The 23453-nt window shown below is 53.6% G+C and carries 24 protein-coding genes; 14 read left to right on the top strand and 10 right to left on the bottom strand.

Going from position 1 to position 23453, the window contains the following annotated elements; genetic code table 11:
* The first annotated feature begins 99 nt into the window (after positions 1-99).
* Complete coding sequence (locus tag POG22_RS19945) at positions 100-2286, top strand: hypothetical protein (RefSeq protein ID WP_498906902.1); 2187 nt, start codon at positions 100-102, stop codon at positions 2284-2286.
* Positions 2287-2400: 114 nt separating this feature from the next.
* On the opposite strand, the gene POG22_RS19950 is transcribed toward POG22_RS19945, so the two are convergent.
* On the bottom strand, positions 2401-4038 hold the full coding sequence (locus POG22_RS19950) for an SDR family NAD(P)-dependent oxidoreductase (RefSeq protein ID WP_498906903.1): 1638 nt from the start codon (positions 4036-4038) through the stop codon (positions 2401-2403).
* A 335-nt stretch (positions 4039-4373) separates the two neighbouring features.
* Positions 4374-5561, bottom strand: a complete 1188-nt coding sequence (dxr, locus tag POG22_RS19955) for a 1-deoxy-D-xylulose-5-phosphate reductoisomerase (protein WP_498906904.1) — start codon at positions 5559-5561, stop codon at positions 4374-4376.
* A 328-nt stretch (positions 5562-5889) separates the two neighbouring features.
* Here dxr and carA point away from each other — a divergent pair, with 328 nt between their 5' ends.
* From carA to POG22_RS19980, 5 genes are all read left to right on the top strand, one after another.
* Positions 5890-7038 (top strand): glutamine-hydrolyzing carbamoyl-phosphate synthase small subunit, encoded by a 1149-nt coding sequence (gene carA, locus POG22_RS19960; protein ID WP_498906918.1) that lies wholly within the window; start codon positions 5890-5892, stop codon positions 7036-7038.
* A 104-nt stretch (positions 7039-7142) separates the two neighbouring features.
* Positions 7143-7490, top strand: coding sequence for an STAS domain-containing protein (locus tag POG22_RS19965; protein WP_223307441.1), 348 nt, complete (start codon positions 7143-7145; stop codon positions 7488-7490).
* 70 nt (positions 7491-7560) lie between these two features.
* On the top strand, positions 7561-8052 hold the full coding sequence (locus tag POG22_RS19970; protein ID WP_082901427.1) for a ribonuclease III domain-containing protein: 492 nt from the start codon (positions 7561-7563) through the stop codon (positions 8050-8052).
* 152 nt (positions 8053-8204) lie between these two features.
* The gene (gene rlmB / locus POG22_RS19975) at positions 8205-9083 is read left to right on the top strand and encodes a 23S rRNA (guanosine(2251)-2'-O)-methyltransferase RlmB (protein ID WP_063716151.1); all 879 of its coding nucleotides are present in this window, start codon (positions 8205-8207) and stop codon (positions 9081-9083) included.
* A gap of 170 nt (positions 9084-9253) precedes the next feature.
* Positions 9254-9535, top strand: coding sequence for a DUF1816 domain-containing protein (locus POG22_RS19980; protein ID WP_063716152.1), 282 nt, complete (start codon positions 9254-9256; stop codon positions 9533-9535).
* Here the strand turns inward: POG22_RS19980 and POG22_RS19985 are convergent.
* The gene (locus POG22_RS19985) at positions 9526-10368 is read right to left on the bottom strand and encodes an alpha/beta fold hydrolase (protein WP_498906905.1); all 843 of its coding nucleotides are present in this window, start codon (positions 10366-10368) and stop codon (positions 9526-9528) included. The genes POG22_RS19980 and POG22_RS19985 overlap by 10 nt on opposite strands.
* A 9-nt stretch (positions 10369-10377) precedes the next feature.
* Positions 10378-10869, bottom strand: a complete 492-nt coding sequence (locus POG22_RS19990) for an SRPBCC family protein (protein WP_498906906.1) — start codon at positions 10867-10869, stop codon at positions 10378-10380.
* Between the two features lie 407 nt (positions 10870-11276).
* Here POG22_RS19990 and POG22_RS19995 point away from each other — a divergent pair, with 407 nt between their 5' ends.
* The gene (locus POG22_RS19995; protein ID WP_063716155.1) at positions 11277-12875 is read left to right on the top strand and encodes a mechanosensitive ion channel; all 1599 of its coding nucleotides are present in this window, start codon (positions 11277-11279) and stop codon (positions 12873-12875) included.
* Positions 12876-13097: 222 nt separating this feature from the next.
* On the opposite strand, the gene POG22_RS20000 is transcribed toward POG22_RS19995, so the two are convergent.
* From POG22_RS20000 to psbH, 5 genes are all read right to left on the bottom strand, one after another.
* On the bottom strand, positions 13098-14378 hold the full coding sequence (locus tag POG22_RS20000; protein ID WP_498906907.1) for a DUF4912 domain-containing protein: 1281 nt from the start codon (positions 14376-14378) through the stop codon (positions 13098-13100).
* Positions 14379-14814: 436 nt separating this feature from the next.
* Positions 14815-15078 (bottom strand): DUF3146 family protein, encoded by a 264-nt coding sequence (locus tag POG22_RS20005; protein ID WP_063716157.1) that lies wholly within the window; start codon positions 15076-15078, stop codon positions 14815-14817.
* Positions 15075-15701: an aminoacyl-tRNA hydrolase gene (gene pth, locus POG22_RS20010; RefSeq protein WP_498906908.1), complete on the bottom strand. Its 627-nt coding sequence runs from the start codon at positions 15699-15701 to the stop codon at positions 15075-15077. Before pth ends, POG22_RS20005 begins: the two co-directional genes overlap by 4 nt.
* 117 nt (positions 15702-15818) lie before the next feature.
* Positions 15819-16046, bottom strand: coding sequence for a TatA/E family twin arginine-targeting protein translocase (locus POG22_RS20015; RefSeq protein ID WP_063716159.1), 228 nt, complete (start codon positions 16044-16046; stop codon positions 15819-15821).
* A gap of 146 nt (positions 16047-16192) precedes the next feature.
* Positions 16193-16396 carry a photosystem II reaction center phosphoprotein PsbH gene (psbH, locus tag POG22_RS20020; protein ID WP_063716160.1) on the bottom strand — a complete coding sequence of 68 codons (204 nt, stop codon included), beginning with the start codon at positions 16394-16396 and terminating at the stop codon, positions 16193-16195.
* 88 nt (positions 16397-16484) lie between these two features.
* Between psbH and psbN the strand changes: the two genes are divergently transcribed.
* The 7 genes from psbN (at position 16485) to POG22_RS20055 (ending at position 23052) form a co-directional block, all read left to right on the top strand.
* Positions 16485-16616 carry a photosystem II reaction center protein PsbN gene (gene psbN, locus POG22_RS20025; RefSeq protein ID WP_063716161.1) on the top strand — a complete coding sequence of 44 codons (132 nt, stop codon included), beginning with the start codon at positions 16485-16487 and terminating at the stop codon, positions 16614-16616.
* Between the two features lie 193 nt (positions 16617-16809).
* Positions 16810-17409 (top strand): globin family protein, encoded by a 600-nt coding sequence (locus POG22_RS20030; RefSeq protein ID WP_498906909.1) that lies wholly within the window; start codon positions 16810-16812, stop codon positions 17407-17409.
* 93 nt (positions 17410-17502) lie between these two features.
* Complete coding sequence (gene corA / locus POG22_RS20035) at positions 17503-18615, top strand: magnesium/cobalt transporter CorA (protein WP_063716162.1); 1113 nt, start codon at positions 17503-17505, stop codon at positions 18613-18615.
* A gap of 157 nt (positions 18616-18772) precedes the next feature.
* Positions 18773-20299, top strand: a complete 1527-nt coding sequence (locus POG22_RS20040) for a WD40 repeat domain-containing protein (RefSeq protein ID WP_063716163.1) — start codon at positions 18773-18775, stop codon at positions 20297-20299.
* An 18-nt stretch (positions 20300-20317) separates the two neighbouring features.
* Positions 20318-20614, top strand: a complete 297-nt coding sequence (locus POG22_RS20045) for an acylphosphatase (RefSeq protein WP_063716164.1) — start codon at positions 20318-20320, stop codon at positions 20612-20614.
* A 189-nt stretch (positions 20615-20803) separates the two neighbouring features.
* Positions 20804-22057 carry an FtsX-like permease family protein gene (locus tag POG22_RS20050; RefSeq protein WP_063716165.1) on the top strand — a complete coding sequence of 418 codons (1254 nt, stop codon included), beginning with the start codon at positions 20804-20806 and terminating at the stop codon, positions 22055-22057.
* 215 nt (positions 22058-22272) lie between these two features.
* A complete protein-coding gene (locus tag POG22_RS20055) occupies positions 22273-23052 on the top strand; it encodes an ABC transporter ATP-binding protein (RefSeq protein ID WP_498906910.1) in 780 nt (259 codons plus the stop codon).
* Positions 23053-23185: 133 nt separating this feature from the next.
* On the opposite strand, the gene rpsU is transcribed toward POG22_RS20055, so the two are convergent.
* Entirely contained in the window at positions 23186-23362 is a 177-nt protein-coding gene (gene rpsU / locus POG22_RS20060; protein ID WP_063716166.1) for a 30S ribosomal protein S21, read from the bottom strand.
* Between the last annotated feature and the right edge of the window lie 91 nt (positions 23363-23453).

Genomic DNA, 23453 nt, shown 5'->3' on the forward strand with positions numbered 1-23453 from the left:
AACTTTCGGGGCATCTCCGGCGTAACGCGATGGTAAACCTTTGCCACCCAGGACGAATTTTCCGCCACAGCGTAAACTTTCCCCTCTCCCCCTCTAAACATGAAGGTGCAACGGCAGTCAAACGGCGAATTTATCACCCTAAGTCGCGAACTCGGCGGAGGGGGAGAAGGGAAAGTTTACGCTGTGGCGGAAAATTCGTCCTGGGTGGCAAAGGTTTACCATCGCGTTACGCCGGAGATGCCCCGAAAGTTGGCGGTCATGTACGCCAATCCGCCAGACGATCCCCTACGATCGCAAGGTCACGTTTCCATCGCCTGGCCGGAAGATTTACTATTACAACGGGGGCGCGTGGTAGGCTTTCTCATGCCTCGCGCCGACGGTGGATTTCCCCTCCATACGTTCTACACCCCGGCTTCGCGACGCGATCGCTGCCCGCTTTTTAACTATCTCTATCTCTACCGCAGCGCCCGCAATCTCGCCGCCGCCGCCAGCAACCTTCACGCACGGGGTTACGTCATCGGCGACGTCAACGAGTCGAACATTCTCGTCAGTCCTACAGCACTCGTTACCTTAGTCGATACCGATTCGTTTCAGGTGTGCGATCCCCAACGCGATCGCCTCTATCCCTGTCCCGTAGGCAAACCCGATTTTACACCGCCGGAATTGCAGGGGAAAACCTTACGCCACGTTCGCCGTCTGCCCGAACACGATCGCTTCGGGTTGGCGGTGTTGATTTTCCAACTGCTGATGGAGGGAACCCATCCGTTTTCGGGGGTGTATTCGGGACGCGGCGACCCACCCCCGATCGAAACCCGTATTGCGATGGGACATTTTCCCTACGGTACGCGTTCGGTTCCCTATCGTCCCATGCCCGTCGCACCGAGTTTTGAGATTCTCACACCGGAATTGCAACGGCTGTTCGTGCGGTGTTTCGAGGCGGGACATCACACCCCCAAACTGCGCCCGGACGCCCAAACTTGGGTACGAGTTCTCGAAGTCGCCGAACGCCAACTCGTCACCTGTTCGGTCAATCCCCAACATCGTTACGGCCGGCATTTAGCAGACTGTCCTTGGTGCGATCGCAAGCAAAAACTCCGGGGTCGCGATCCCTTTCCGCCGACGGTTCGAGAAGCTGGACGGTTGCAACAGCAACCGATGCCGAAACCCAAACGCCCAGCTAGACGCCGCAGGGCTTCCGGAATGTCTCCCACTCCTGCTATTGCCTATACGGTAAGGTTTCCGCAACCGACGAGCGTTGCCCGCGTGGGTGGGGGGGGCTGGGGTCAGTCTCTGGCGGAGTTGTGGGCAGATTTGCTCAAGTACAAATACGATTTGTTGGCGGGCGGTGCGATCGTGATCTTGGCGATGGCGGGGGGCATTTACATCTCGAATCGCGAGACATCTCGAGAGGTGGAGGTGGAATCTGGGACGATCGCCTCGGAAACTCCTCCGTCAGAAACTCTCGAGGCGATCGCCAAACCGTCCGCGACGGCGAAGCCGAGGCTAGTTGCACCGACAGAACGATTGTACGCTCACCGCGATCGCCTCGACGCCCTTGCCGTGAGCCGAGATGGAACGATGTTTGCCTCGAGCAGTCGAGACGGTTCGATCGCCATTTGGTCGGTTTCGACGCGGCTTCCGTTGCAATCGCGTCGCCTGTCGTCAGTGTTGCAGCGTCCTGAAGACCGGGTGCGAGCGTTAGCCTTTGCCGAAGATGGTAATACCCTCGTCAGTGCGACGGCGAGAGAACTACAAATTTGGGACGTGGAGACGTTCGAGTTACTCGATGCGATTCCGCTGTCGGTGACTCCTACGGCGATCGCGATTTCTGAGCGGATAGCTATATTTCCGAGCGATCTCGGGGTGTATGTCGGAGGCAGTTCGGCGTGGGAAACGGGCGTTTGGAACGTGTCTGAGATCGGCGAGTTACCGTTGTGGAGTCGGGGCGATCGCTCGGTAGTCGGGATGAGTGTAGATGGAAAGGCGATCGCGACTGTGGGGGAGGCGATCGAAATTTGGGATCTTGAGGACGGACAAAAACAACAAACGTTAGACGCCGAAGTGGGGGACACTGTGACGGTCGCTTTCGATCCCAGTGGTCGGTTTGTCGCCGTTAGCGTTCCGCAAGACGACGGAGAAATTCAACTTTGGGACGTCCGAACGGGCGAAATGCTTCAGTCCGTGACAGCAAGCCACGTCAGCGCCCTCGCTTTTAGTCGGGACGGTCAAACTTTGATCGCGGGCGATCTGTACGGAGCGATCGGAATTTTTAAAATTGAAAATTGAGACTCTTCCGAACTTACTCTGCAAGAAATCGCTGAAACTCTTACAGAGCGAAACTTTTCGATAAAACTTGTAACAAAGGGTCTGAAATCGCTTGCATCCCTTTCCAGAGGTCGGCTACAGACATTTACCCGACATACCAGGGTCGGAAGAGCCTAAAGATACAGGCTGTTTGTAGATAGAAGTATAGCCGGGCAAAACGCGAACCCCTGGTTGAGTAACCCGTAAAGTTAGAGCAAGTCGAACTTGTCCACTGGTATTGCGAATCGAACGATGAACGACTCGATCTTTAAACAGTACAAATTCACCCGGACGCAGCACCACAGGTAATGCTTTTTTTGTCACATCATCGGTAATTTGCCAAAACTGATTGCCACTAAAAGGATCGGATACTTTTACATAACAATCATTATCCTTCAGGTACTCACTCGGTATATACTCAAATCCATTAAATTCATTAACTTCTGTTAGTGCAATATAAGCATTGATGCTTTCATCTACACCTTCGATTAGTTTGGGATATGAGTCTTGATGCCAAAGAGAAATCAATTGTTGAGATGGATAATTTACCCAGATTTCTGAGCGCCATAAAACTATATCTTCACCTAAATGCTCTTTTAACTTTGCCAATAAGTTCTCGTCCTGACATAATTTCCAAACCGCATCCGAATCGAGATGTCTTTCCATATAAAATTCTTTTTTACAGAATTGGATTAACTGCAAAATAAACGAACCAAATTGTAATTTAAAAAGAGAACCAACGAGATTTATTCTCAATAATTTTTTAGGAGTACTTGGTAATACTTTCTCGAAAATGTTTTGAGTAAGAACGCTAATTTCAGTACTATTTAAGGCGAGAGAATATGGTCCAAAGATTCCATCAGCAGCATCATAATAGCTTGTAATTGTGCTTTTGTGTTTTCCCAATCCAGTCCAAATTAAGCTGCGTTCCCAAAGTGCTTGACTAAGCTCTCTATCCTGCGCTAATTTAGGTAATGGTATTTCTCGCGCTTTACTGTCAAAAAACTTACCGCTGCCCCCTTCCAAATCAGCAGAAGTAGCGCAAAACAGGGTACTGTAAGCACCCGCTTCGGGAGTAATACCAAGACCCAAATATTTGCCGAGACGATGCCAGATGGTAATATTAGACCGCACAAATCCAGGATGAACTGCATAAACAGTCAAACTCGTGTTCTCGAATCTCCTTGCCAATTCCGTCGTTAATAATAACAAACATAGCTTAGAAACGGCATACAGTTCTACAAAGTTAAAGGGAGTCTTTCTCTGCACCAAATCCCATCTAATAGATTTGGGTTGTAGCGCCAAATCAGAAGAGACCATGACAATTCGGCTTGGGGCTGAATCTTTCAGCTTTTCTAGCAGCAAGTTAGTTAGCAGAAAATGACCTAGATAGTTAGTTCCCCAAATCAGTTCAAAGCCCTCTTTAGTTGTGCCAGTTTTATTAAAGATACCAGCATTGTTTACTAAGATATGTAGGGGAAGATTTCTTTCCTTAAATAGTTTTACAAACTGGCGAACCGATTCGAGAGAGGAAAGATCGAGAGGCAGGAACTTAACATTTGAATTTCCAGTAGTCTGACGAATGTAATCTACGGCTTTTGCTGCTTTATTAGGGGAACGACAGGCAATAAATACACGAGCGCCCGATTTTGCTAAACCTACCGCTGTCATCAAACCTACACCCGAGTTTCCGCCAGTTACTATACAAACCTTTCGATCCCGGTTAAAATTCATAATTTCCACCATTTTCCAAGTATAGCGTTTGCAAATAAGGATACAGATTTTCTCAATGAAATTGTTTTAATTGAATGGCTCTTACGAAGTGACTCGGCAAGAAATCACTGAATTTTTTACAGGGTAAGAGTTTTCGCTCAACTGTATAAAAAGAAGGCTCAACGCTGAGCGAATTTGAAGCGTTGAGTCCGAGCGGAGTCGAGGGTTCAAATCGTTTGCATCCCTTTCCAGAGTTCGGCGACAGGCATTTACCCTACACACCAAGATCGGAAGAGCCATAATCTAAAACCCTGGATAGTAGCAAGGTGGGCGTTGCCCACCCTACCGCTTATAAATTAGGCGCAAACCACTTTAGACGCCAGTTTTTTACTTTCCTCAACCACTGCTCGACGCGCCCAAGTATCCGCCGCTAAAATATCCTCTAATGTCGGAGTTTGCGTGTTGTCGCTGCGATGGCGATCGATCGTCGATTCAATCAACTTCGGAATGTCGAGAAACTGGACTTTTTCGTCTAAAAACAGCGCCACAGCTTGCTCGTTGGCTGCGTTTAACACCGCCGTCATCGATCCCCCCGCACGTCCGGCAGTATAAGCCAAATCCATGCAAGGATACTTTTGGCGATCGGGATCGCGGAACGTCAAATCTCCCGCTTTTACCAAATCCAGCTTTTCCCAATCCGTCTTCAACCGTTCCGGCCAAGACATCGCATACAACAGAGGCAGTCGCATATCCGGCCAGCCTAACTGTGCCAAAACCGAGGTATCTTGTAACTCAATTAACGAGTGAATAATACTTTGAGGGTGAACCACAATATCGATATCGTCGTAATCTAATCCAAACAAATAATGGGCTTCGATGACTTCTAATCCTTTATTCATCAACGTTGCCGAATCGACGGTGATTTTACGACCCATCGACCAGTTCGGATGTTTGATGGCATCGGCGACAGTCACTTCGGGTAGTTTTTCCACCGGCCAGTCGCGGAACGCGCCGCCGGACGCCGTAAGGATAATCCGTTTGAGACCGCCCTCGGGAACCCCTTGCAAGCACTGAAAAATTGCCGAATGTTCGGAGTCGGCCGGTAATAATTTAACCCCATGTTTTTCGATGAGGGGATTGACCACGGGGCCGCCTGCAATCAGAGTTTCTTTGTTTGCCAGAGCGATGTCTTTTCCCGCTTCGATCGCCGCGATCGTCGGCAGCAACCCCGCACATCCGACAATTCCTGTGACCACGGCTTCCGCGTCGCCGTACCGCGCCACTTCAATAATGCCTGCTTCGCCTGAAAGCAATTGCGGTTGGGGATCGAGATCGGCCAGAGCTTCTTTTAATTCAGAAAACTTGTCTTCGTTGCGAATCGCTACAATTTCAGGTTTAAACTGGCGAACTTGCCGAACCAGAAGTTCGATATTATTCCCCGCTGCAATTCCCACGAGACGGAAGCGATCGGGATATTGCGCGACAATATCGAGGGTTTGAGTGCCGATGGAGCCAGTGGAGCCTAATAGAGTAATTGCTTTCACGGTTATTTATTCTCGATCCCTATTTGCATTTCTTTTGTTTGCAGTATCTCATATCAGGGAAAAGTGAAGAGCAGTGTTTCAGTCACCAGTCTTTTACAGTCACCAGTCACCAGTCACCAGTCACCAGTCACCAGTCACCAGTCACCAGTCACCAGTCAAGACAGTAAGCAGGTAACAGTTGCTCCCCTGCTCCCCCTCTCCCTTTCTCCCCCTCTCCCCGGCTCCCCTGCTCCTCTGTCAGAATGCGATCGCACCGTTACATACCATTACACCGTCGGTTGCCAAGACGTGGCATAATAACGCCGATCCGTATATATCCGTTACCCGCATGGCCATTTCAGGCGCTCAACCCGCAATCCTCGTTCTCGCCGACGGTACTCACTACAAAGGCTGGTCGTTCGGAGCCACGGGAACGGCCATCGGCGAAGTCGTGTTCAACACCGGAATGACGGGATATCAAGAAGTGTTGACCGACCCGAGCTACTGCGGTCAGTTAATTACGTTTACTTATCCAGAATTGGGAAACGTCGGCGTCAATCCCGACGATGAAGAGTCGGCTCGCCCTTTCGCCAAAGCCGCGATCGCTCGCAATATCTGCACGCGTCCGAGCAACTGGCGATCGACTCAATCTCTCCCCGATTATCTCAAACAACACGGTATTCCTGGCATCTACGGCATCGATACTCGCGCCTTAACGCGTAAAATTCGTTCTTCAGGTGCGATGAACGGAGCGGTTTCGACAGAAATTCTCGATCCTGGAGAGTTGCTCGCTCGCGTTCAGTCTGCCCCCAGCATGGCGGGGTTAAACTTAGTGCCGGAAGTCACCACGTCTGAAATCTATGAATGGAGCGAACCCACCAACCCAGTTTGGGAATTTCGACCTCAATCGGCGAAGAACGGCGAGATCTATACAGTGGTGGCGATCGATTTCGGCGTCAAGCGCAACATCCTGCGTCGCCTTGCCAGCTACGGCTGTCGCGTGGTGGTAGTTCCTGTCAACACGCCCCCAGAAGAGATTTTAAAATACGATCCCGACGGAATTTTTCTCTCTAACGGACCGGGAGACCCGGCGGCGGTCAAAGACGGCGTCGAAACGGTCAAGGCGCTCCTCAACTCTGAAAAACCCATGTTCGGGATCTGCATGGGACACCAAATTCTCGGTCAGGCCATCGGTGCCGAAACCTTTAAACTCAAGTTCGGCCATCGCGGTCTCAACCAACCCTGTGGCTTGACGCAGCAGGTGGAGATTACCAGCCAAAACCACGGCTTCGCCATCGACGCCGATTCTCTCGCCGCCGACATCGAAATTACCCATCTCAACCTCAACGATCGCACGGTGGCCGGACTGCGTCACAAGCAATTACCGCTGTTTTCCGTGCAGTATCACCCCGAAGCCAGTCCCGGTCCTCACGATGCGGATTACCTGTTCGACCAGTTCGTCCAGACGATGCGGGAAACCCGAAAAACCGCGTCGTGACCCCCGCTGTTTCAGTGGACAAAATTTCCGAAAAGAGCCTATACTGAAGCGTTGATTCAAGGCAGAAGCGATAAGAGGAGGACGCCATTCCTGAGCCACTCAATTTGACGGTTAGCCTGCGAGGCACGCGCGAAGTCAAAGGTAACTACCAGTTATTCCGACTCACTGGACTCCTCGATGCGTTTTCAGAGCCGAACTTTCAAAAGGTTCTGGGTAAGTGCGTCGAGGAAGGACCGGCTCACGTGATTCTGGATCTGTCCAAAATCGATTTCGTGGACAGTTCGGGTTTGGGGGCCTTGGTACAGTTGGTAAAGAAAGCCCAAAACGCCAATGGCAGCTTGCAGATCGTCACCAACCCACGAGTGACGCAGACGGTGAAACTCGTGCGTTTGGAAAAATTTCTGTCTTTACAGACGTCGGTCGAAGCTGCGATCGAAAACGTTTCCAAGTGAGTCTAGCGAACGGTCGACCAGCCATTTCGCCTTGGCGCGAAACGGCTGGTTGTCCTATTTTTCATTACGTATGCCACCGACTTCCGACGATCGCTCTCTCGCATCAGACCCAAGCCAACTGTTAGCTCTCCAACGCGGGGAATTGACCCCCCAACAGGTTCGGCGCATTTCGGCCGCTGCGTTGGCCTATCTCGGCGATGCGGTTTACGAGTTATACGTCCGACGGTACTATTTGTTTCCTCCTCAACGGACTCGCGCCTATCATCAGTGCGTCGTGGCTCAGGTTCGCGCCGAACGTCAAGCTCAGCATTTGCAGGAAATCGAACCCTATTTGACGGACGAGGAAAAAGACGCGATCCGTCGCGGACGCAACGCGACGGTTAAAAGTCCCAAACGGCTCGATCCCGTTGTGTACCAACAGGCAACTGGGTTGGAAACTCTGGTGGGATATCTCTATCTCTGCGATCCCCAACGGTTACTCGAGCTTTTCGATCGCATTTCCTTCGATCCCCATCCGAGCCTCTCGGCTTCGGCTTCCGATGCGGATCCTTCTTCTCCGTGAAGACCGCAAAATCTTCAGAAAATCTTCATAAAGTTGGAAATACAGGAAAAATCTCCTGTACGTTTTGTTGACAGTTTCTATTTCCTGAGAACGCCCCTCTTTTATCGACTTTGCCGTCTCTCACTCCTCATTACCGAGCTTTTATCTGTCCCATGTCACCTTCTAATTCTCGCCCTCGCAAATCTCACAAATCCTCGCGTCCGCCCCACCGTCGTCGTCCCAAACCGACGGCTCCCGTGGTGAAGTCCAAATCTCCAGAAACCCCGTCTGAAGACGAATCGAACGATTTAATTTACGGTCGCCATACCGTTCTCAGCGCCCTCGAAAGCGATCGCCCCCTCAACCGCGTTTGGATTGTAGACCAGTTGCGCCACGCGCCTCGCTTCCACAACCTCCTCACTGAAGCGAAAGCCAACGGCACGGTTATCGATGAAGTGTCTTACAAGCGGCTAGATCGGATGACGAACGGTGCCACCCATCAAGGGGTCGCCGCTCAAGTTTCGCCCTATGAATATTGGGATCTCGACGCCCTCATCGCTCGCGCCAAGGAAACCCACGATCGCCCCGTTCTCGTTGTTGCCGACGGAATTACCGATCCCCACAACCTCGGCGCGATCGTCCGCACGGCTGAAGCCCTCGGCGCTCAGGGTGTCGTGGTTCCCCAACGCCGAGCCGCCAGCGTGTCTTCAACCGTCATGAAAGTCGCTGCCGGAGCCATCGAAGCGATCCCCATCGCTCGGGTTGTTAATTTGTCACAAACCCTAGAAACCCTCAAAGAAGAAGGATTTTGGATTTACGGACTCTCTGAAAAAGCCGATCGCTCTCTGCACGAGGTTGAATTTAACGCGGCCACTGTGCTAGTGATGGGAGCAGAGGGAAGCGGACTCGGGATGCTCACCCAACGACACTGCGACCAACTCGTGTCGATTCCGCTCTCCGGAGCGACACCGAGTCTCAACGTCTCTGTCGCAGCAGGAATGGCCCTTTACGAAATTTACCGTCAACGTTGGTCGAATCGATTACACCTCTAAAATCGGGGATCGTAGTAGGATCGAGACGCCGATCGCTCGAACGAGCTTCCGAGCGATCGAACTCGTTGAAAAAAAACGAACGGCACAGTATAAAGAACTGTAACAAACGGCAGCCAATCGTCTGTTGGTCTAGGGTTCTCCACCTCAGTTATCAAGCGGGCAATTTAATCATGAAAGAGTTTTTCGTTAACCTCCTGCAAACCTTCGGTCTGGCCTGGTGGGTGAAAATCGTCACCGAAACGCCTCAGTGTACGTACTACTTCGGGCCGTTTCTGTCTCAAGGCGAGGCAGAAACCGCAAAAGCGGGATACGTCGAAGATTTAGAACAGGAAAGCGCCCAGGGAATCGGCATCGAAATCCTGCGCTGCAAGCCGACGGAACTGACGGTGTTCGACGAGGAGGCAGAGATGACCTCCCCTTTGTCGTCGCCGATTCTGAGCGGTCAAACTTGAGCGATCGCCGTTAGGTCGGGACGAGCGGACAGCCAGGCTTCGATATCGCAACCGACTCGCTCGGGAATTTCCCAGGGGAACAGATGGGCGGTATCGGGGTAACAGATCCACTCACAGTCTGCCAGCGATCGCGCTGTTTCGCGACTGGCTTCGGGAGTGACGTGACGGTCGCTGTCTCCGGCTAACCACAGACAGGGACAGCGAACCCGATCGAGATCCGAACGGCGATCGTACCCCTGCCGTAACGCTTGCTGGAGGGCGCGTGTTGCCTCGGGGTGCGTCTTCAAATACGCGGAAACCCCTTCAGTGGCGAGGTAGCGGTAAACTGACGGCTCCTGTCGCCGGACGAGATAGCGAAACAGCGATCGCTTGCCGAAGGTGTCGATATTCCAACGCCATCCAGGTTTGACTCGGTTTAAAATCCCGGCCACCGCAGTATAGGCTAAATCCTTACGGCTGATGGGGGGATGACTGCTGCGCGGACGAGCGGCAGTAGCGATGCCGACGAGTCCAGCCACCCGATCGCCGTGGCGCAGGGCGAGTTCGAGTGCCAAAATTCCCCCGAGAGACCAACCTAACACGAGATAGCGATCGACGTCGAGACGCTCGAGCAGCGCGTCCAAATCGTCGAGATGAGCGCTCATCTCGAAAGAACCGCGAGGTCGGCTGCGGCCGTATCCCCGTAAGTCCGGGCAAATGGTGCGATAGCGATCGCTCAACCGCTCGGCGAGTACGGACAGACAGCCACTGCTTCCAGGATGGCCGTGGAGCATCAGGAACGGAAAGCCGTCTCCTCGGATTTCTGCGTAGAGGTCGATGGGATCGCTCGCCATTGTCCTGCTCTAACCGTTACCCAAACGGTACAGACGCTCGGCCACGCGCTTGAGACGCCGAAGTTGAGCGTCCATATCGGCTCTCGTCCAACTGGCAGCGAAGGCATCGAAACCGTAAGCGATGAGGGCATTGGGAATCTCGAACTCGAAGCGGTTGAGTAACAGCGTTCCGTCGATTTGCGGCTGGCATTCCCAGCGATCGCGCCCGACGAAAAACCCCTCGAACGCCCAGACGATGAGTCCCGGTTCTCGTTCGACAACGCGCGATCGTAACGTCGGACGAACCAGGGGAATTTGGATCGTAAAGCGACATTCGGCTCCCACCTGAGTATCCCACGTCCCCACCGGTTCGCAACGCAACGCCGGATTGAGCCACTGGTGCATTAACTCTAAATCCGTCAAACAACGCTCGACGGCAGTGGCGCTAGCACGTACGTAAACCGACTGCTCGAACAGACGGTGAGTGGGTGAAGCAGAGCGGGCAGTATTCGAGGTTCGCATCGGCGAGGTCGGATCGAGATAAGCGTAAAACTCAGTAAGACAGCAATCGCACCACGGCGATCGACTGTTTTCTCAATCTTGACACAGATTCCCACGTCAAAGAGAAGTGGCTTCGAGGAGAGCGCGAGAAGAAACGGATAGGCGAGATCCTATATAAAGCGTAAAAAAACCCGTAAAACCTAGGAGGAATCGAATTATTTCTGTAGGATAATCCCAAGTGTTGCAGTGCGACGCAACATCGCTATCCTTACTACGAGTTTAGTTCGATTGAATCCCCGGCCGATTGCGGTCGGCATCTGTAAATGCCTCGATCGCGCGATCGCGGTTCAGATGACGTTGTAGTAATACGGAGGGCGCGGCGTACCTCGCCTCGACCGCGAGGGAGGTCTCGATCGCGTAAAACCTGCATGATAGAAACGTGGTGTATCCCATCGATCCACGACTCGAGCGACCCTCAGCTTCTCGCTCAAGTGGATTTCGGATCGTTTTTCGATAGCATCGGCGAAGCCTTCGGTACCTTTTTACCGAACCTGCTCGGAGCGATCGCTATCTTGATCCTGTTCTGGCTAGGAGCGACCCTGGCCGCCACGGCTCTCAAAGCCGTTCTTCACCAAACCGATATCGATAACAAAATCGCCGCTTGGATGACGGGAGACACCGAGGGTAGATCCTCGTTCCCCATCGAACAGTGGGCGGCGGCGTTCGTATACTGGATTATCCTACTCTTCGGATTGTTAGCGTTCTTCAACGCCCTCAGTCTGGAGATCGTCTCCGCTCCCCTCGCGGGATTTTTAGAACAAATCTTCGACTATCTGCCCCGAATCGGTGCAGCTTTACTATGGTTGGGATTTGCGTGGGTGTTGGCGACCCTGTCGAAAGTATTGCTCACTAGAGGTCTATCCCGCTTTCGCCTCGACGATCGCCTCGCCGAACAGTCTGGAGGTCAAAGTCCGTTCCTCGTCAACGAGACCTTAGCCAATACCCTCTATTGGTTTATCTTCCTACTGTTCTTACCCATCGTTCTCGACACCCTCGGCTTACAGGGATTGCTCGATCCCCTGCAAGCGATGCTCGAGAAAATCCTGTCTTACTTGCCGAACATCTTGATGGCTGTGGTCATCGGTGTTGTCGGTTGGCTCGTCGCGCGAATCGTGCGCGGCTTGGTCACGAACCTACTGGCCGCGACGGGAATCGACAGCCTCGGTGCGAGAGTCGGACTGTCTCAAGTCGGGGGAATGCCCCTATCGGGGATTGTCGGCACGTTAGCATACGTGTTGCTCTTAATTCCCATCGCGATCGCTGCCCTAGACGCCTTGCAAATTCAGGCTGTCTCCGGGCCGGCAATTAGTATGCTCGAGCAAGTTCTCGACTTCCTGCCGCAGATCTTCACGGCCGGTCTGATTATCGCCGTGTTCTTCTTCCTGGGGCGTTGGGTGTCGGAATTCGTCACCAGCCTGCTCACGAGCTTGGGCTTCAACAACATCTTCTCGGCGTTGGGTCTCAATCCACCGCCACGCCGTCCGGAAGATCCCGGTGCGATGACGCCGTTCCAAGCGGGAAGTCGCACGCCGTCTGAATTCGTCGGCATTATCGTTTGGGTGGGCATCGAACTGTTTGCCATTATTGCGGCTGTCGATGTCTTACAAATTCCCGCTCTCAACGAGATCGTAGCGGGCTTGTTGGTCATTTTCGGCCGCATCCTCGCCGGATTGGTGGTGTTGGCCATCGGACTGTACTTAGCCAATCTCGTGTACAACCTCATCGTCGGCTCGGGTAGCTCGCAAGCTCGGCTTCTGGCGCAAGTGGCTCGCATCTCCATCATCGTGTTCGTGGTCGCCATGACCTTACAACAAATGGGGATCGCGCCAGATATCGTCAACCTCGCCTTTGGCTTGTTGCTGGGGGCGTTGGCCGTAGCGGTGGCTCTGGCCTTCGGGTTGGGGGGTCGCGATATTGCTGCCGAGAAGATTCGCGAGTTTCTCTCGTCGTTTCAACGGAGTGAATAATCGCGATCGCATCGTTGTTTTTTGATTTCAACGGACTTTACAGATAGCCATTCACACGAACGGGGGGAGTTGTCAGACTCTCCCTTTTCTTTTTTTCGATCGGTGGGTTGGGGGTCGTTGCCAATTCCCGATCGAAACCCCCCAGCCTCTCGAAAGACGCTGGGGGGATTGGAAAGATCGAACTGTCGAAGCGATCGCGCTGCGAGAGCGACTGGCTTCACACTAGCTCAGCCATTCTTCGACTGCTTCTTCTTTGGTGTTGGTATTGCGAGACGGCGTTTCGCGCTCGAACTTCATGTGGATCGATCGCGTTTGTTCGCCATCGGCCGCCACCGCCATGATCGGGTAGTCGATGAGTCCGTCTTGGAAGGACATTTGGAACCGGAAAGTACCGTCGGGATTGAGTTTGATGGGACGACCGCCGATCGTGACCGTCGCATCGGGTTCGGTGGCACCGTAAACGATGAGTTCGGCGTCGGCAATGAGCCAGAACTTGCGCGGACGCATCGGTGGCATGGAAGCGCTGAAACCGACACCAGACATTCCCACGCCAGACATGGTCAAACCGGAGACCATACCGGAGGCCGTCGGAACTGCCCACATTCCCACACCGGAGGGGAAGACGTAGGAGCTGATCGCTTGCTCGGGAACTTGCTGCATGGAACCGAACAGCGACCCGGCCACCCGTTGCGCTTCGACAGATTTGGCCATGCCGAAGATTTCGTCGTAGATGGGGTTTTCGCCAGCGGGAGCCGGTGCCACTTTTTTGCTCGGCGGAACCAGTTCCACGAAGGTTTTACCTTGAAGTTCTTCATTCCAGTTGACGGTGATGAAGACGTCTTCAATCCAGTCAGAGGGATAAACCGGCGGAACGTGAACCGGGAGCGATCGCGCCAGGACTAACCAGCGGCCGTCGGCACAGCGATAACCGATATCGACAATGTAATCGCGATCGCTGACCGGGATCGGTAAGTACCATTCCCGTGCCAGTTCGTCGCAAGGATACTCTTGGATACTGTGGGGACGTTGGCTGTTGAGGTCGATGTCCGTCGAATCGTAAATGCGGAGGGCGAGTTGTTGTCCTCCTTGGTGACGGAGTTCTTCTTTATGTTCGTTGGAAACGTCCCAATAGCAATAAGCCCATTGGGGATCGCGAGGCATCAAGACAATACGACTTTCGCCGTAGCCGTCAGGCAAATCGGCTAACCCTTCATCTACGGAGGCGAGTTCGCCGCCGGTGCGATCGTCTTGACCGAGTTCGAATTTTGCCGCTTCCACTGCTTCTTGAGCCTCCAATTGACGAGATGTACTGCTGGGATTGGGTTGGGGTTGCTTGAGTTCTTGGGAAGGTTGCCGAACGACTTGTTCGGGTAAGACTGCTTGAATCGCGGCCAGTAACTGAGACTTCCGCATTCGGCTATAGCGAGAAATGCCACACTCGCTGGCAACTTTGCGTAGCTGCCGCAGGGTCATTTCCTCTAGGGGGGGACGTTCTTGTGACATAGGGCTTTTGGGTCTATCTCGATAAGGTTGTCAAAAAATTTTGACAAACGAACGGATTTTTCGAGAGATGCCGAAAGTTTGTGATGAATTTGGGATCGCCGGGATCGCCCGACTAGGTATATCTTGCAGAAAACTTTCGGAATGTACAAGAGGCGAAAACAATCGATCTAAGGGCGCTTCACGAAATTATAGGGATTTTTGGGATCGTTATGTCATAGAAATTTAACATTAGTCCCCCATTACTGGCGGTGCGATCGCCCTTAATGTCATGAAAATTTGATATTCAAAAAAAAGTCTCCCTAAACAAACAACACCCCGACTTCTCCGAGAAGTCGGGGTGTCGTCAACATCAGGTAAGAGGGCAAATTCAGGGAAGAGTGAAGAGCGATCGTGCGAAACCTCCCCCTCTCGCCCTCTCCCTTGTCTCCCTTGCCCCTTAAATATCTCCTCGAATCGTAAACCAGTAATCGCTCCCCGGTTCGAGTTGGTAGTCTTGCTGTTCGAGGAAGCGTCCGAGGGGTTCTTGAATCAGCGCGCGTCCTTGAGAGGGTTCGACGACGAGGCGCGATCGCCGAAACTGCCATTGAAACTGCCAGGTAAACGCTCCCGCCGTCACTTCGCCGAGTAACAGTCCGTGATGCCACGAACGATCGGTGACGCGCACGTAGGCGGTGGTTTTGGGTAAACGGTTAGAACTCAAGTCGATTCTGCGAGATTGCGACTGTTGTACAGACTCATCGCTTTTTCGACCCCGTCTTTCAAACTCACTTCGATCGCATCTCGGACGAGGTACAACACTTCAGACAGGATTTCGTTTTCCCGAGGTGAAAATTTCCCGAGGACGTGGGAAATCGAACCGTCGTCAGCGGGTTGGGGACGGCCGATCCCCACCCGCAACCGAGGAAAGTTCTGCGTTCCCAGGTGAGAAATCGTGGATTTCATGCCGTTGTGACCTCCCGCCGATCCCGCCAACCGCAGGCGAATGCGTCCGACCGGAAGATCCATATCGTCGTAAACGATCAAAACGGACTCGGGAGGGAGTTTGTACCAATTCACCACCGCTTGAATCGATTCCCCCGATCGATTCATATACGTGAGCGGTTTGAGGAGGCGAATCTTTCGACCGGCGACGGTCGTTCCTTCGCCGTATTCCCCTTTAAACTTACGCTGTTCGCTGAGAGGAATTTGCCACGATCGCGCCAGGGCTTCGACAGCCGTAAATCCGATATTGTGACGGGTGCGATCGTACTTCGGACCGGGATTGCCCAGTCCGACGATCAATTGGGGGGTCAGTAGTTTGGGCGGTGCAGAACTCGAGGTCATCGGTCGGATCGCTTCAGGAGATCTCTTTATATATTCGGGGATTTATCGTGCCACAGGCGATCGTCCCACAGCAAGATCCTACGATTAAGTAGAAGATGTCCAAACCTATTGAGGATCTCAGGCTTCGTCGGGTTTTTCAGTTTTCGTCTCTTGCTGCTTCTGGGCGTTCAGTTGCTGGGTTTCGCGTTTCAGCTCGCTTTCAAACTCTTTCGAGGCGTCTTGGAAACTGCGAATGGCTTTTCCGAGGCTGCTGCCGATTTCCGGTAGTTTCTTCGGGCCGAAAATCAGCAGAGCAATCACCAAAATGACGATCGCCTCTGGCAAACCAATCCCGAAAATATTCATAATCCTGCTCTCCTGCAATCAACGAATCGCGGCCGGTTGGGGTGAAGATCCCCGGTTGCGTTTATTTATTGTACCGACAAAAAATCCCGGCCGAGCCGGGATCTATCTGAGGATGTCAGTCGAGGTACTGAAACGGCAGCCCCGACTTAACGCGTTAAGTTCGCCCAATCCACATCAACGCCTTCGATGAGCAGCGAAGAGTTGTAGATTTGCAGGATAATCAGCAAGAAGACGAAAAAGAGCAGCATGAATACGCCCATGAGGGGAGTCGTTCCCCAGCCGGGAACCACTTTCCCGTACTCAGAGTTCAAGGGTCTGAGAAGCTCGCCTAAACGGGTTCTTTGTGCCATGAGTTAACCTTGGGGTGAATTGGTATCTGAGAAAATTTTAAGTTTTCGTAATATTATAGGGGAAGAGTCCTCATTTTTGAATTGACCTATGGAACCCGCAACAGTTCTTAGCATTTCGATCGCAGCGATCCTGATTGGGATTACTGCCTTCGGCATCTATCTCTCCTTCGGTCCGCCGTCCAAACAACTGATCGATCCCTTTGAAGAACATGAAGATTGAGACGATCGAGCCGTTTCGTCGGGAGGCGGCTCCTCCCTGCGATAACGGGTAGAAATGGAGTTGGCTCGTATCGCCAGCCCCCGAACCGATCGCGCTGCGTTAACATTTCGTCAAAAAAACGCACGCAATTTATAAATTTTTGCGAAGAAAGCCTCGCAAGGCTTGACAAACGCCAAAAAAATTAAACCATTATTTGGATCGCCGCGTCCGAGAGCCAGACGCCATCGATCCCCAATTCCCCCTCGCCCCTCTCTATCCCATATCGAATATCGTGTTTGACTCGTTCTCGAGAGCTGTCGCCGAAGCCGAAGCCCAAACCACCTACGTCGAACCCGAACGCCTCGATCGACTTCGCCAATTCGTGGCGGCGAGGCGAGAGCGTTTAGATGCAGTCAGCACGATACGCCAAAAGGCCAAATCCATCGTGACTCGTTCCGTGTCCTCGATGGTGGCAGAAAATCCCCATTTAATCCAAGAAGGCGGCAACTGCTACCCCATGAGTCGCATGGCGACTTGTTTGCGCGACGGCGAATTTATCCTGCGCTATATCAGCTATGCCCTGTTAGCCGGGGATGCGTCCGTTCTCGACGAGTGCTGTCTCTACGGCTTAAAAGAAACCTACGATACTCTCGGCGTTCCCCGACCGTCTGCCATACGAGCGATCGCGGTGATGAAAAACGCGACCCTCGACGCTCTCGAAACTGCCCTCAGCGACGTTGACGTTTCCATCGCCGCCGCCTTGTCTGCAGAAGTGTCGCACTACTTCGATCGCGCGGCGATCGCCCTGAGTTGAGGCGGTCAGCTCGTCAGTTACGTTAACGCCAACAGCGATCGCGGGTGGGGGGAAACCCAACCTCGCCCCGGTCGAGAGCGATACGATGTCTTTATGCAAGAATACTTCCACGACGAACCCGGAAGCGCCCCCGGAACCCTAGTTTTCGAGAAGGACGCCGCGCCCGCTCGCATCGCGTTGCTCGACTGTAGCGATCGCGACGTAACCTGGCTCGAAAACATCGAACCCGAAGCCTGCAAACCGTATCTCACCAGCGATTCCCTCTCTTGGGTAGACGTGCGAGGTTTGGGAAACGCGCAACTGTGGGAACAGATGGAAAAGGTCTTCGAGCTGCACCCGTTAGTTCTCGAAGACGTCGTGAACGTTCCCCAACGCCCGAAAGTTGAAGAATACGACGATCGCATCGTGGTCATCTCGCGATTAGTATTTCCTCGCGAAGACGAACCGGGATTTGACAGCGAGCAGTTGAGCTTCGTTCTCGCCCCTCACTATTTGCTGACGGTGCGCGAAAAAGCCGATCGCGACGAATTCGGATCGATCCGCGATCGCTTGCGGTCTAACAAAATGGCATACTCCAGCGAGTCCGAGCGTCTGCGCCACGATTATCTGGCCTACTCCCTCATCGATGCGGCGATCGACGGGTTTTTCCCCGTTCTCGAACAGTACGGAGAACGCCTAGCCCACCTCGAAGACGAAGTCGTCGTTCGTCCGACCCCCCACACCCTCCAAAAAATTTACCGTTTGCGCCGCGAACTCCTCGAACTGCGACGTGCCATCTGGCCCCAACGCAGTGCCATTAGCCTTCTCAGTCGCAGCAGTAACAACACCTACCTCGACTCAGACGTTCGGTTGTACCTGCGCGATTGTTACGACCACGTCCTGCAAGTGTTAGAAATGGTAGAAACCTACCGGGAACTCGCATCGGGACTGATGGATGTTTATCTCTCAGCGGTGAGCAACAAAACCAACGAGGTGATGAAAGTTTTAACCGTCATTTCAACAATTTTCATTCCGCTGACCTTTCTCGTCGGTGTTTACGGCATGAATTTCAATCCCGAAAGTTCCCCTTGGAATATGCCGGAGTTGAACTGGTCGTGGGGATATCCAGCCTTTTGGGGGGTAACGGTGACGATCGCGGCCGGATTGGTTGCATTTTTCTGGCGTCGTGGCTGGTTCGAGACGACCTCGGGCTTTGAAGACGAGTAGGCGATCGCCAGCTTGATGGAACAATGGGTATAGATTGCCGTCAACCCGACCGGTCGCCCGCGATCGCCCCGCACGCGATCTCCCCGACGAGCGCGGGAATACTTCGTTCGAACTTCCCATCTTCGACCGCTTTTTTGGATTCTAGCAGAACCTCTCGATGGACTGGACGACGCCGCTAAGAGCCTTACAAGCCGACTTTCAACGACGCCTGACCCTTGCCTGGAAAACGGGCGATTCGTCGTTGCTGTTTCATTGCCACCGGTCGGGATTTCACAGCGAATACGTGGAAATTTCAGGCGATCGACTCTCTCAATTGCGAGCCTCCTGTCGGCGTCTCATCCTGCGGTCAGACCCCTCGATTCCCGTCCGAGAGTTGCTGCGACAGTATCTCAAACACCAGTTGGCTCGAGCTGCCGTGGCCGCCGTTCTCGACGCGACCGTCGTTCCCGTTCCCTTCGATCCCGCCGCCGACCCTCCCGAAGCAGCGTTTTACGTCGCCGAGCGCCCCCAGGTTCGCATTTCGGTCGAACCGGTCGTCAGCGATCGCTTGCCCGAGTTTTCCCAGTCTCCCAACGCCCCAGATAGCGAAGTGGTCGTGTGGGTGTGGATTCGCGAACCCGTCGACGAAACCTGTCAGGTCTACCGTCCGATTTTGGCGGGTTTTTTGCCGAGCGATCGTCTGAAATCAACGTCTTCCCTCAAGGGGGAAGCCTTACTGTACATCGGCGGACTGTCCACCTGTCTAGAAGACCTCAGCACCTCAGAAACCGCCGTGTCTCAAGATTGGTTGCGCCCGGTGACGGGGGCTTCAAACTCCACCTATCCCCTGGCGGTCGGAGCTGATGGCGCGACCCTCGTTAGCGGCGGATACGATGGTAGCCTGAAACTGTGGTTTGTGGGCGAAGAAGCGGTCAGCCGCGCCCTCGCCGGTCGGACTTGGTCGGTGATGCCGGCCGCCACGAGCAACTCGGGACAATCCCTCTCGATGAGTTCGACCGATAAAGCTCTACACCTGATTCAGTCTGGAAGTGCCAAGTTGCGGCGATCGTTCGCCGGCCACGACAGCGGCGTGAGTGCGGTTGCGTTGTCTCCAGACGGTAACTATCTCGTCAGCGGGGGATGCGGGGGGACGATTAAAATTTGGAACGCCGAAAACGGTGCGCTCTGTCGCCAGATCGCCGCCCATCGCGGGGTCGTAAGAGCGTTAGCGCTGTCTGCCAACGGAAAAATGTTTGCCAGCAGTAGTACGGACAAACAGGTTAAGGTGTGGAACCTAGAGACGGGGGAAGCCGTTCGTACCGTCGAGACAGCCTCTGAAGCGATCGCGGCTCTGGCACTCTCTTCCGACGGAAACCTGTTAGCCAGCGGGTTACAAGACGGGCAAATCGAAATCTGGCACGTGACCAGCGGCGAACGGCTCTATCACCTCGACGGTCACGCCGGAACCGTGCGATCGATGGTTCTCAGCAACGACGGGCAACTGTTAGCCAGCGGAAGTCTCGAACGAACCGTCAAACTGTGGGACTTGCAAACCGGGCAGTTACAACAAGTTCTCACGGGATATCCCGATCCGCTGATCGCGATCGCCCCCAACGCCAACGGCCACCGGGTCGATCTGAGTTTGTTTCAACCTGCACGCGAAATTTCGTCCGAGTCTTTGCGATCCAGCGGCGTTCGAGAATAAGTGTGTATTAGGAGAAAAATGACCGTTAACGACTCGATCCCGACGCGCGTTCGGGTTTTAATTTCAGGCAAAGTGCAAGGCGTGGGATTTCGCTATTCGACCCACCAACAGGCCGATCGTTTAGGACTGTCCGGTTGGGTTCGCAACCGCAGTGACGGTCGCGTCGAGGCCGTTTTTGAAGGACAGCTTACCGCCGTCGAACAGGCGATCGCCTGGTGTCACCAAGGACCGCTCTCAGCAGACGTGACCGATTTGTCCGTGTCCTCCGAAGATCCTCAAGGACTCACCACCTTTGAAGTACGACCCACTGCGTGATGAGGTGATGAGGAGAAATTTGCAATTATCTTCCCCATTCCCTTGCATATTTTTATAAAAAAGTCAATCCGAGAATGTGCGACTTTCAAATCCTCCATTACGCTAGAAGTAGGGGTGAGGCTTTGCACCTACCATTTACAGTGACAGCCTCACGTTCTCGACCTTAAAATTCCTCTCGAAACCTCGCGTATGGCCTCGATCGCTCGCAAAAACCTTCTCGAAGATATACCTCGCTTCCTCGTCGCCCAAGCTGGAATTTTATTCGCCGTAACCCTCGTTACCGTTCAAACCGGAATTTTTCGGGGGTTTCTCAAATCGACGGCTCTGATCCTCGATAAGTCGAACGCCGATATTTGGGTGTCCTCTGAAGAGATGGTGTACTTCGAGCTAACACCGCCGTTACCGATGGAACTGTTGTTTCAAGCTCGGGAAATCGACGGTGTAGAACTCGTCGAGCCGCTCCTCTTATCCGGTGGGAAGTGGCAAAAACCCGGTGGTAACATCGCGCCGCTACGTATCGTCGGATTCGATCCCGGCGGCGAACTCTTCGCACCTTGGAACGTCGTCGAAGGCAGCGTCAGCGCCTTACAGGAGCCGTACACAGTCGTCGTCGATCGCTCCCAACTCGACTCGCTCAACCTAAACGGTGTCGGCGAATCGGGTCAGATCGACTCTCTGCCGGCAAAAGTCGTCGGGCTAACAGAAGGCACGCAGTCGATCGCCTCGAGCGTTTTCGTATTTACCTCCTTAGAAAGCGCCAACACCTACGCGACCACGGATATCGGGACTTCCGTAAACTGTACGGTCGATGGCGACGGCAACGTCAACTGTACCAACACTTACCGCAAACAGTCGGAGTCCTCCGCCGAGATCGCCCCGCCTCCGTCTCCCCGTTCTCTCAGCCGCTCGGATACGACGACCCATCTGCTCGTTCGAGCCGAGGACGGTCGCAACTTACAAGACCTCAAACAAACACTCGAAGCGGAACTACCGGGAACCGTCGCCTACACCCGCGAAGAAATCGCCCAACTGACGCGGGACTACTGGCAGCAACGCACGGGGATCGGGTTCGTCTTGGGGTTCGGTGCGGGATTGGGCGTCGTCGTCGGCGTTGCCATCGTCGGTCAAATCCTGTACTCCTCCGTCTCCGATCGCATCAAAGAGTTCGGCACTCTCAAAGCGATGGGGGCATCTGATTGGACGTTGTATCGCGTAATTATAGAACAGGCGCTCTGGATGGCAGTTCTCGGATACCTGCCGGGCATGGCCTTGTGTCTCGGACTGTCGAAGTGGGCAGCCTCGTCGATGGGAATTATCATCCTCATTACACCCACGACAGCCGCCGGGGTCTTGGGATTGACGGTGATGATGTGCGTCGGGTCTGGCGTGTTCGCCATTCAAAAAGTGATGCGTGTCGATCCGGCAATTGTCTTCAAAGCCTGACCGTAAAAATACGGTTTTTATGTTGTTTGGCTTGAAATGCCCCAAAAAATCGTTAAAGATGGAGCTACTTTTACGATTTTCCCTCACACGGTTTTTCGGGCGTGACGCGACATCAGTTTCGTTTGCTGGCTGAGATCGCGCCTCGATCGCTCGGGAATCACAACACGTCATTTAGCTCGAAACGCTAATCTCGCTCGTGCTAGAACCACAAATCAATGATTGTTTCTCCACTTAACATTCCGGTGTCTACTCAGAGGCCGACTTCGACCTCGATCGCAACGATAGGAGACGTCAGCGAGACCGCCATCTCCGCTCGGGGGATCGAAATGTCGTTTCAAGCTGGCAACAAGACGTATACCGTGTTGAAGGAAATCGATTTAGATATCGAACGCGGTCACGTTCAACTATTGATGGGACCTTCAGGGTCTGGAAAAACCACGCTGCTGTCGATTTTGGCGGGGTTGCTCGCACCGACAGCGGGAAACGTCTATCTGCTCGGTGAAAATATCACGCAGATGTCCCGTAAGGCGCTGTCTCGCTTCCGCCTCGATCGCATCGGGTTCGTTTTTCAAGGGTTTAACCTGTTTCCCGCCCTGACAGCGGCCGAAAACGTGGAAGTCGCCCTCAACCTCAAAGGCATTCGCGGACGCAAAGCCCGTCTAGCTGCTTGTCAGATGCTAGAACAGGTCGGACTCGGCGATAAAACTGAAAACTTGCCGCGCAATCTTTCCGGCGGCCAAAAGCAGCGCGTTGCGATCGCCCGCGCCCTCGTCAGCCGACCCGAAATTATCATGGCCGACGAACCCACCGCCGCCCTCGACTCTCAAAGCGGTCACGACGTGATGGCTCTGTTGCGCCGTCTCGCCAAAGAGGAAGGCGTCACGGTGCTGATGGTCACGCACGATCCTCGCATTCTCGATCTTGCCGATTGCGTGACCTATCTCGAAGACGGCAGACTCGAACGTCCCGACTCCGAACATTTCCATCGCTTGTGAGAGGGAACGGATGGGTTGGCTCGGTCGAGCAAAAGCCGCGATCGACGAGCGCGAACGCTTCGGCTGTCCCATCGCGGCTTTTCTCTAAGCCTTGGAGTCTCAGCCCGTGCGGGACGGGCGAACTCGGTTGGGGTTAGCGAAAACGCTTTTTGCGTCGAGCGATCGCCTTGCGTTTCTTTTTCTCGATCGGTGTTTCGTAGTGGCGAAGACGCTTGATATCAGCAAAAATGCCAGCTTTAGAAACTTGACGTTTGAACCGACGCAGTGCAGATTCGATTTCTTCGTTTTCACCGACCAACACTTGGGTCATTCTATCGCCTCCTGTATCTAGGTTTCAGACTGCAAAAGATTACCATAACGGCTTCAAGATATTATAACCGCAACGTAACCGCAACTCTTGC

The sequence above is a fragment of the Geitlerinema sp. CS-897 genome (assembly GCF_028368005.1).
Classification (GTDB): Bacteria; Cyanobacteriota; Cyanobacteriia; order Cyanobacteriales; family Geitlerinemataceae; genus Baaleninema; species Baaleninema simplex.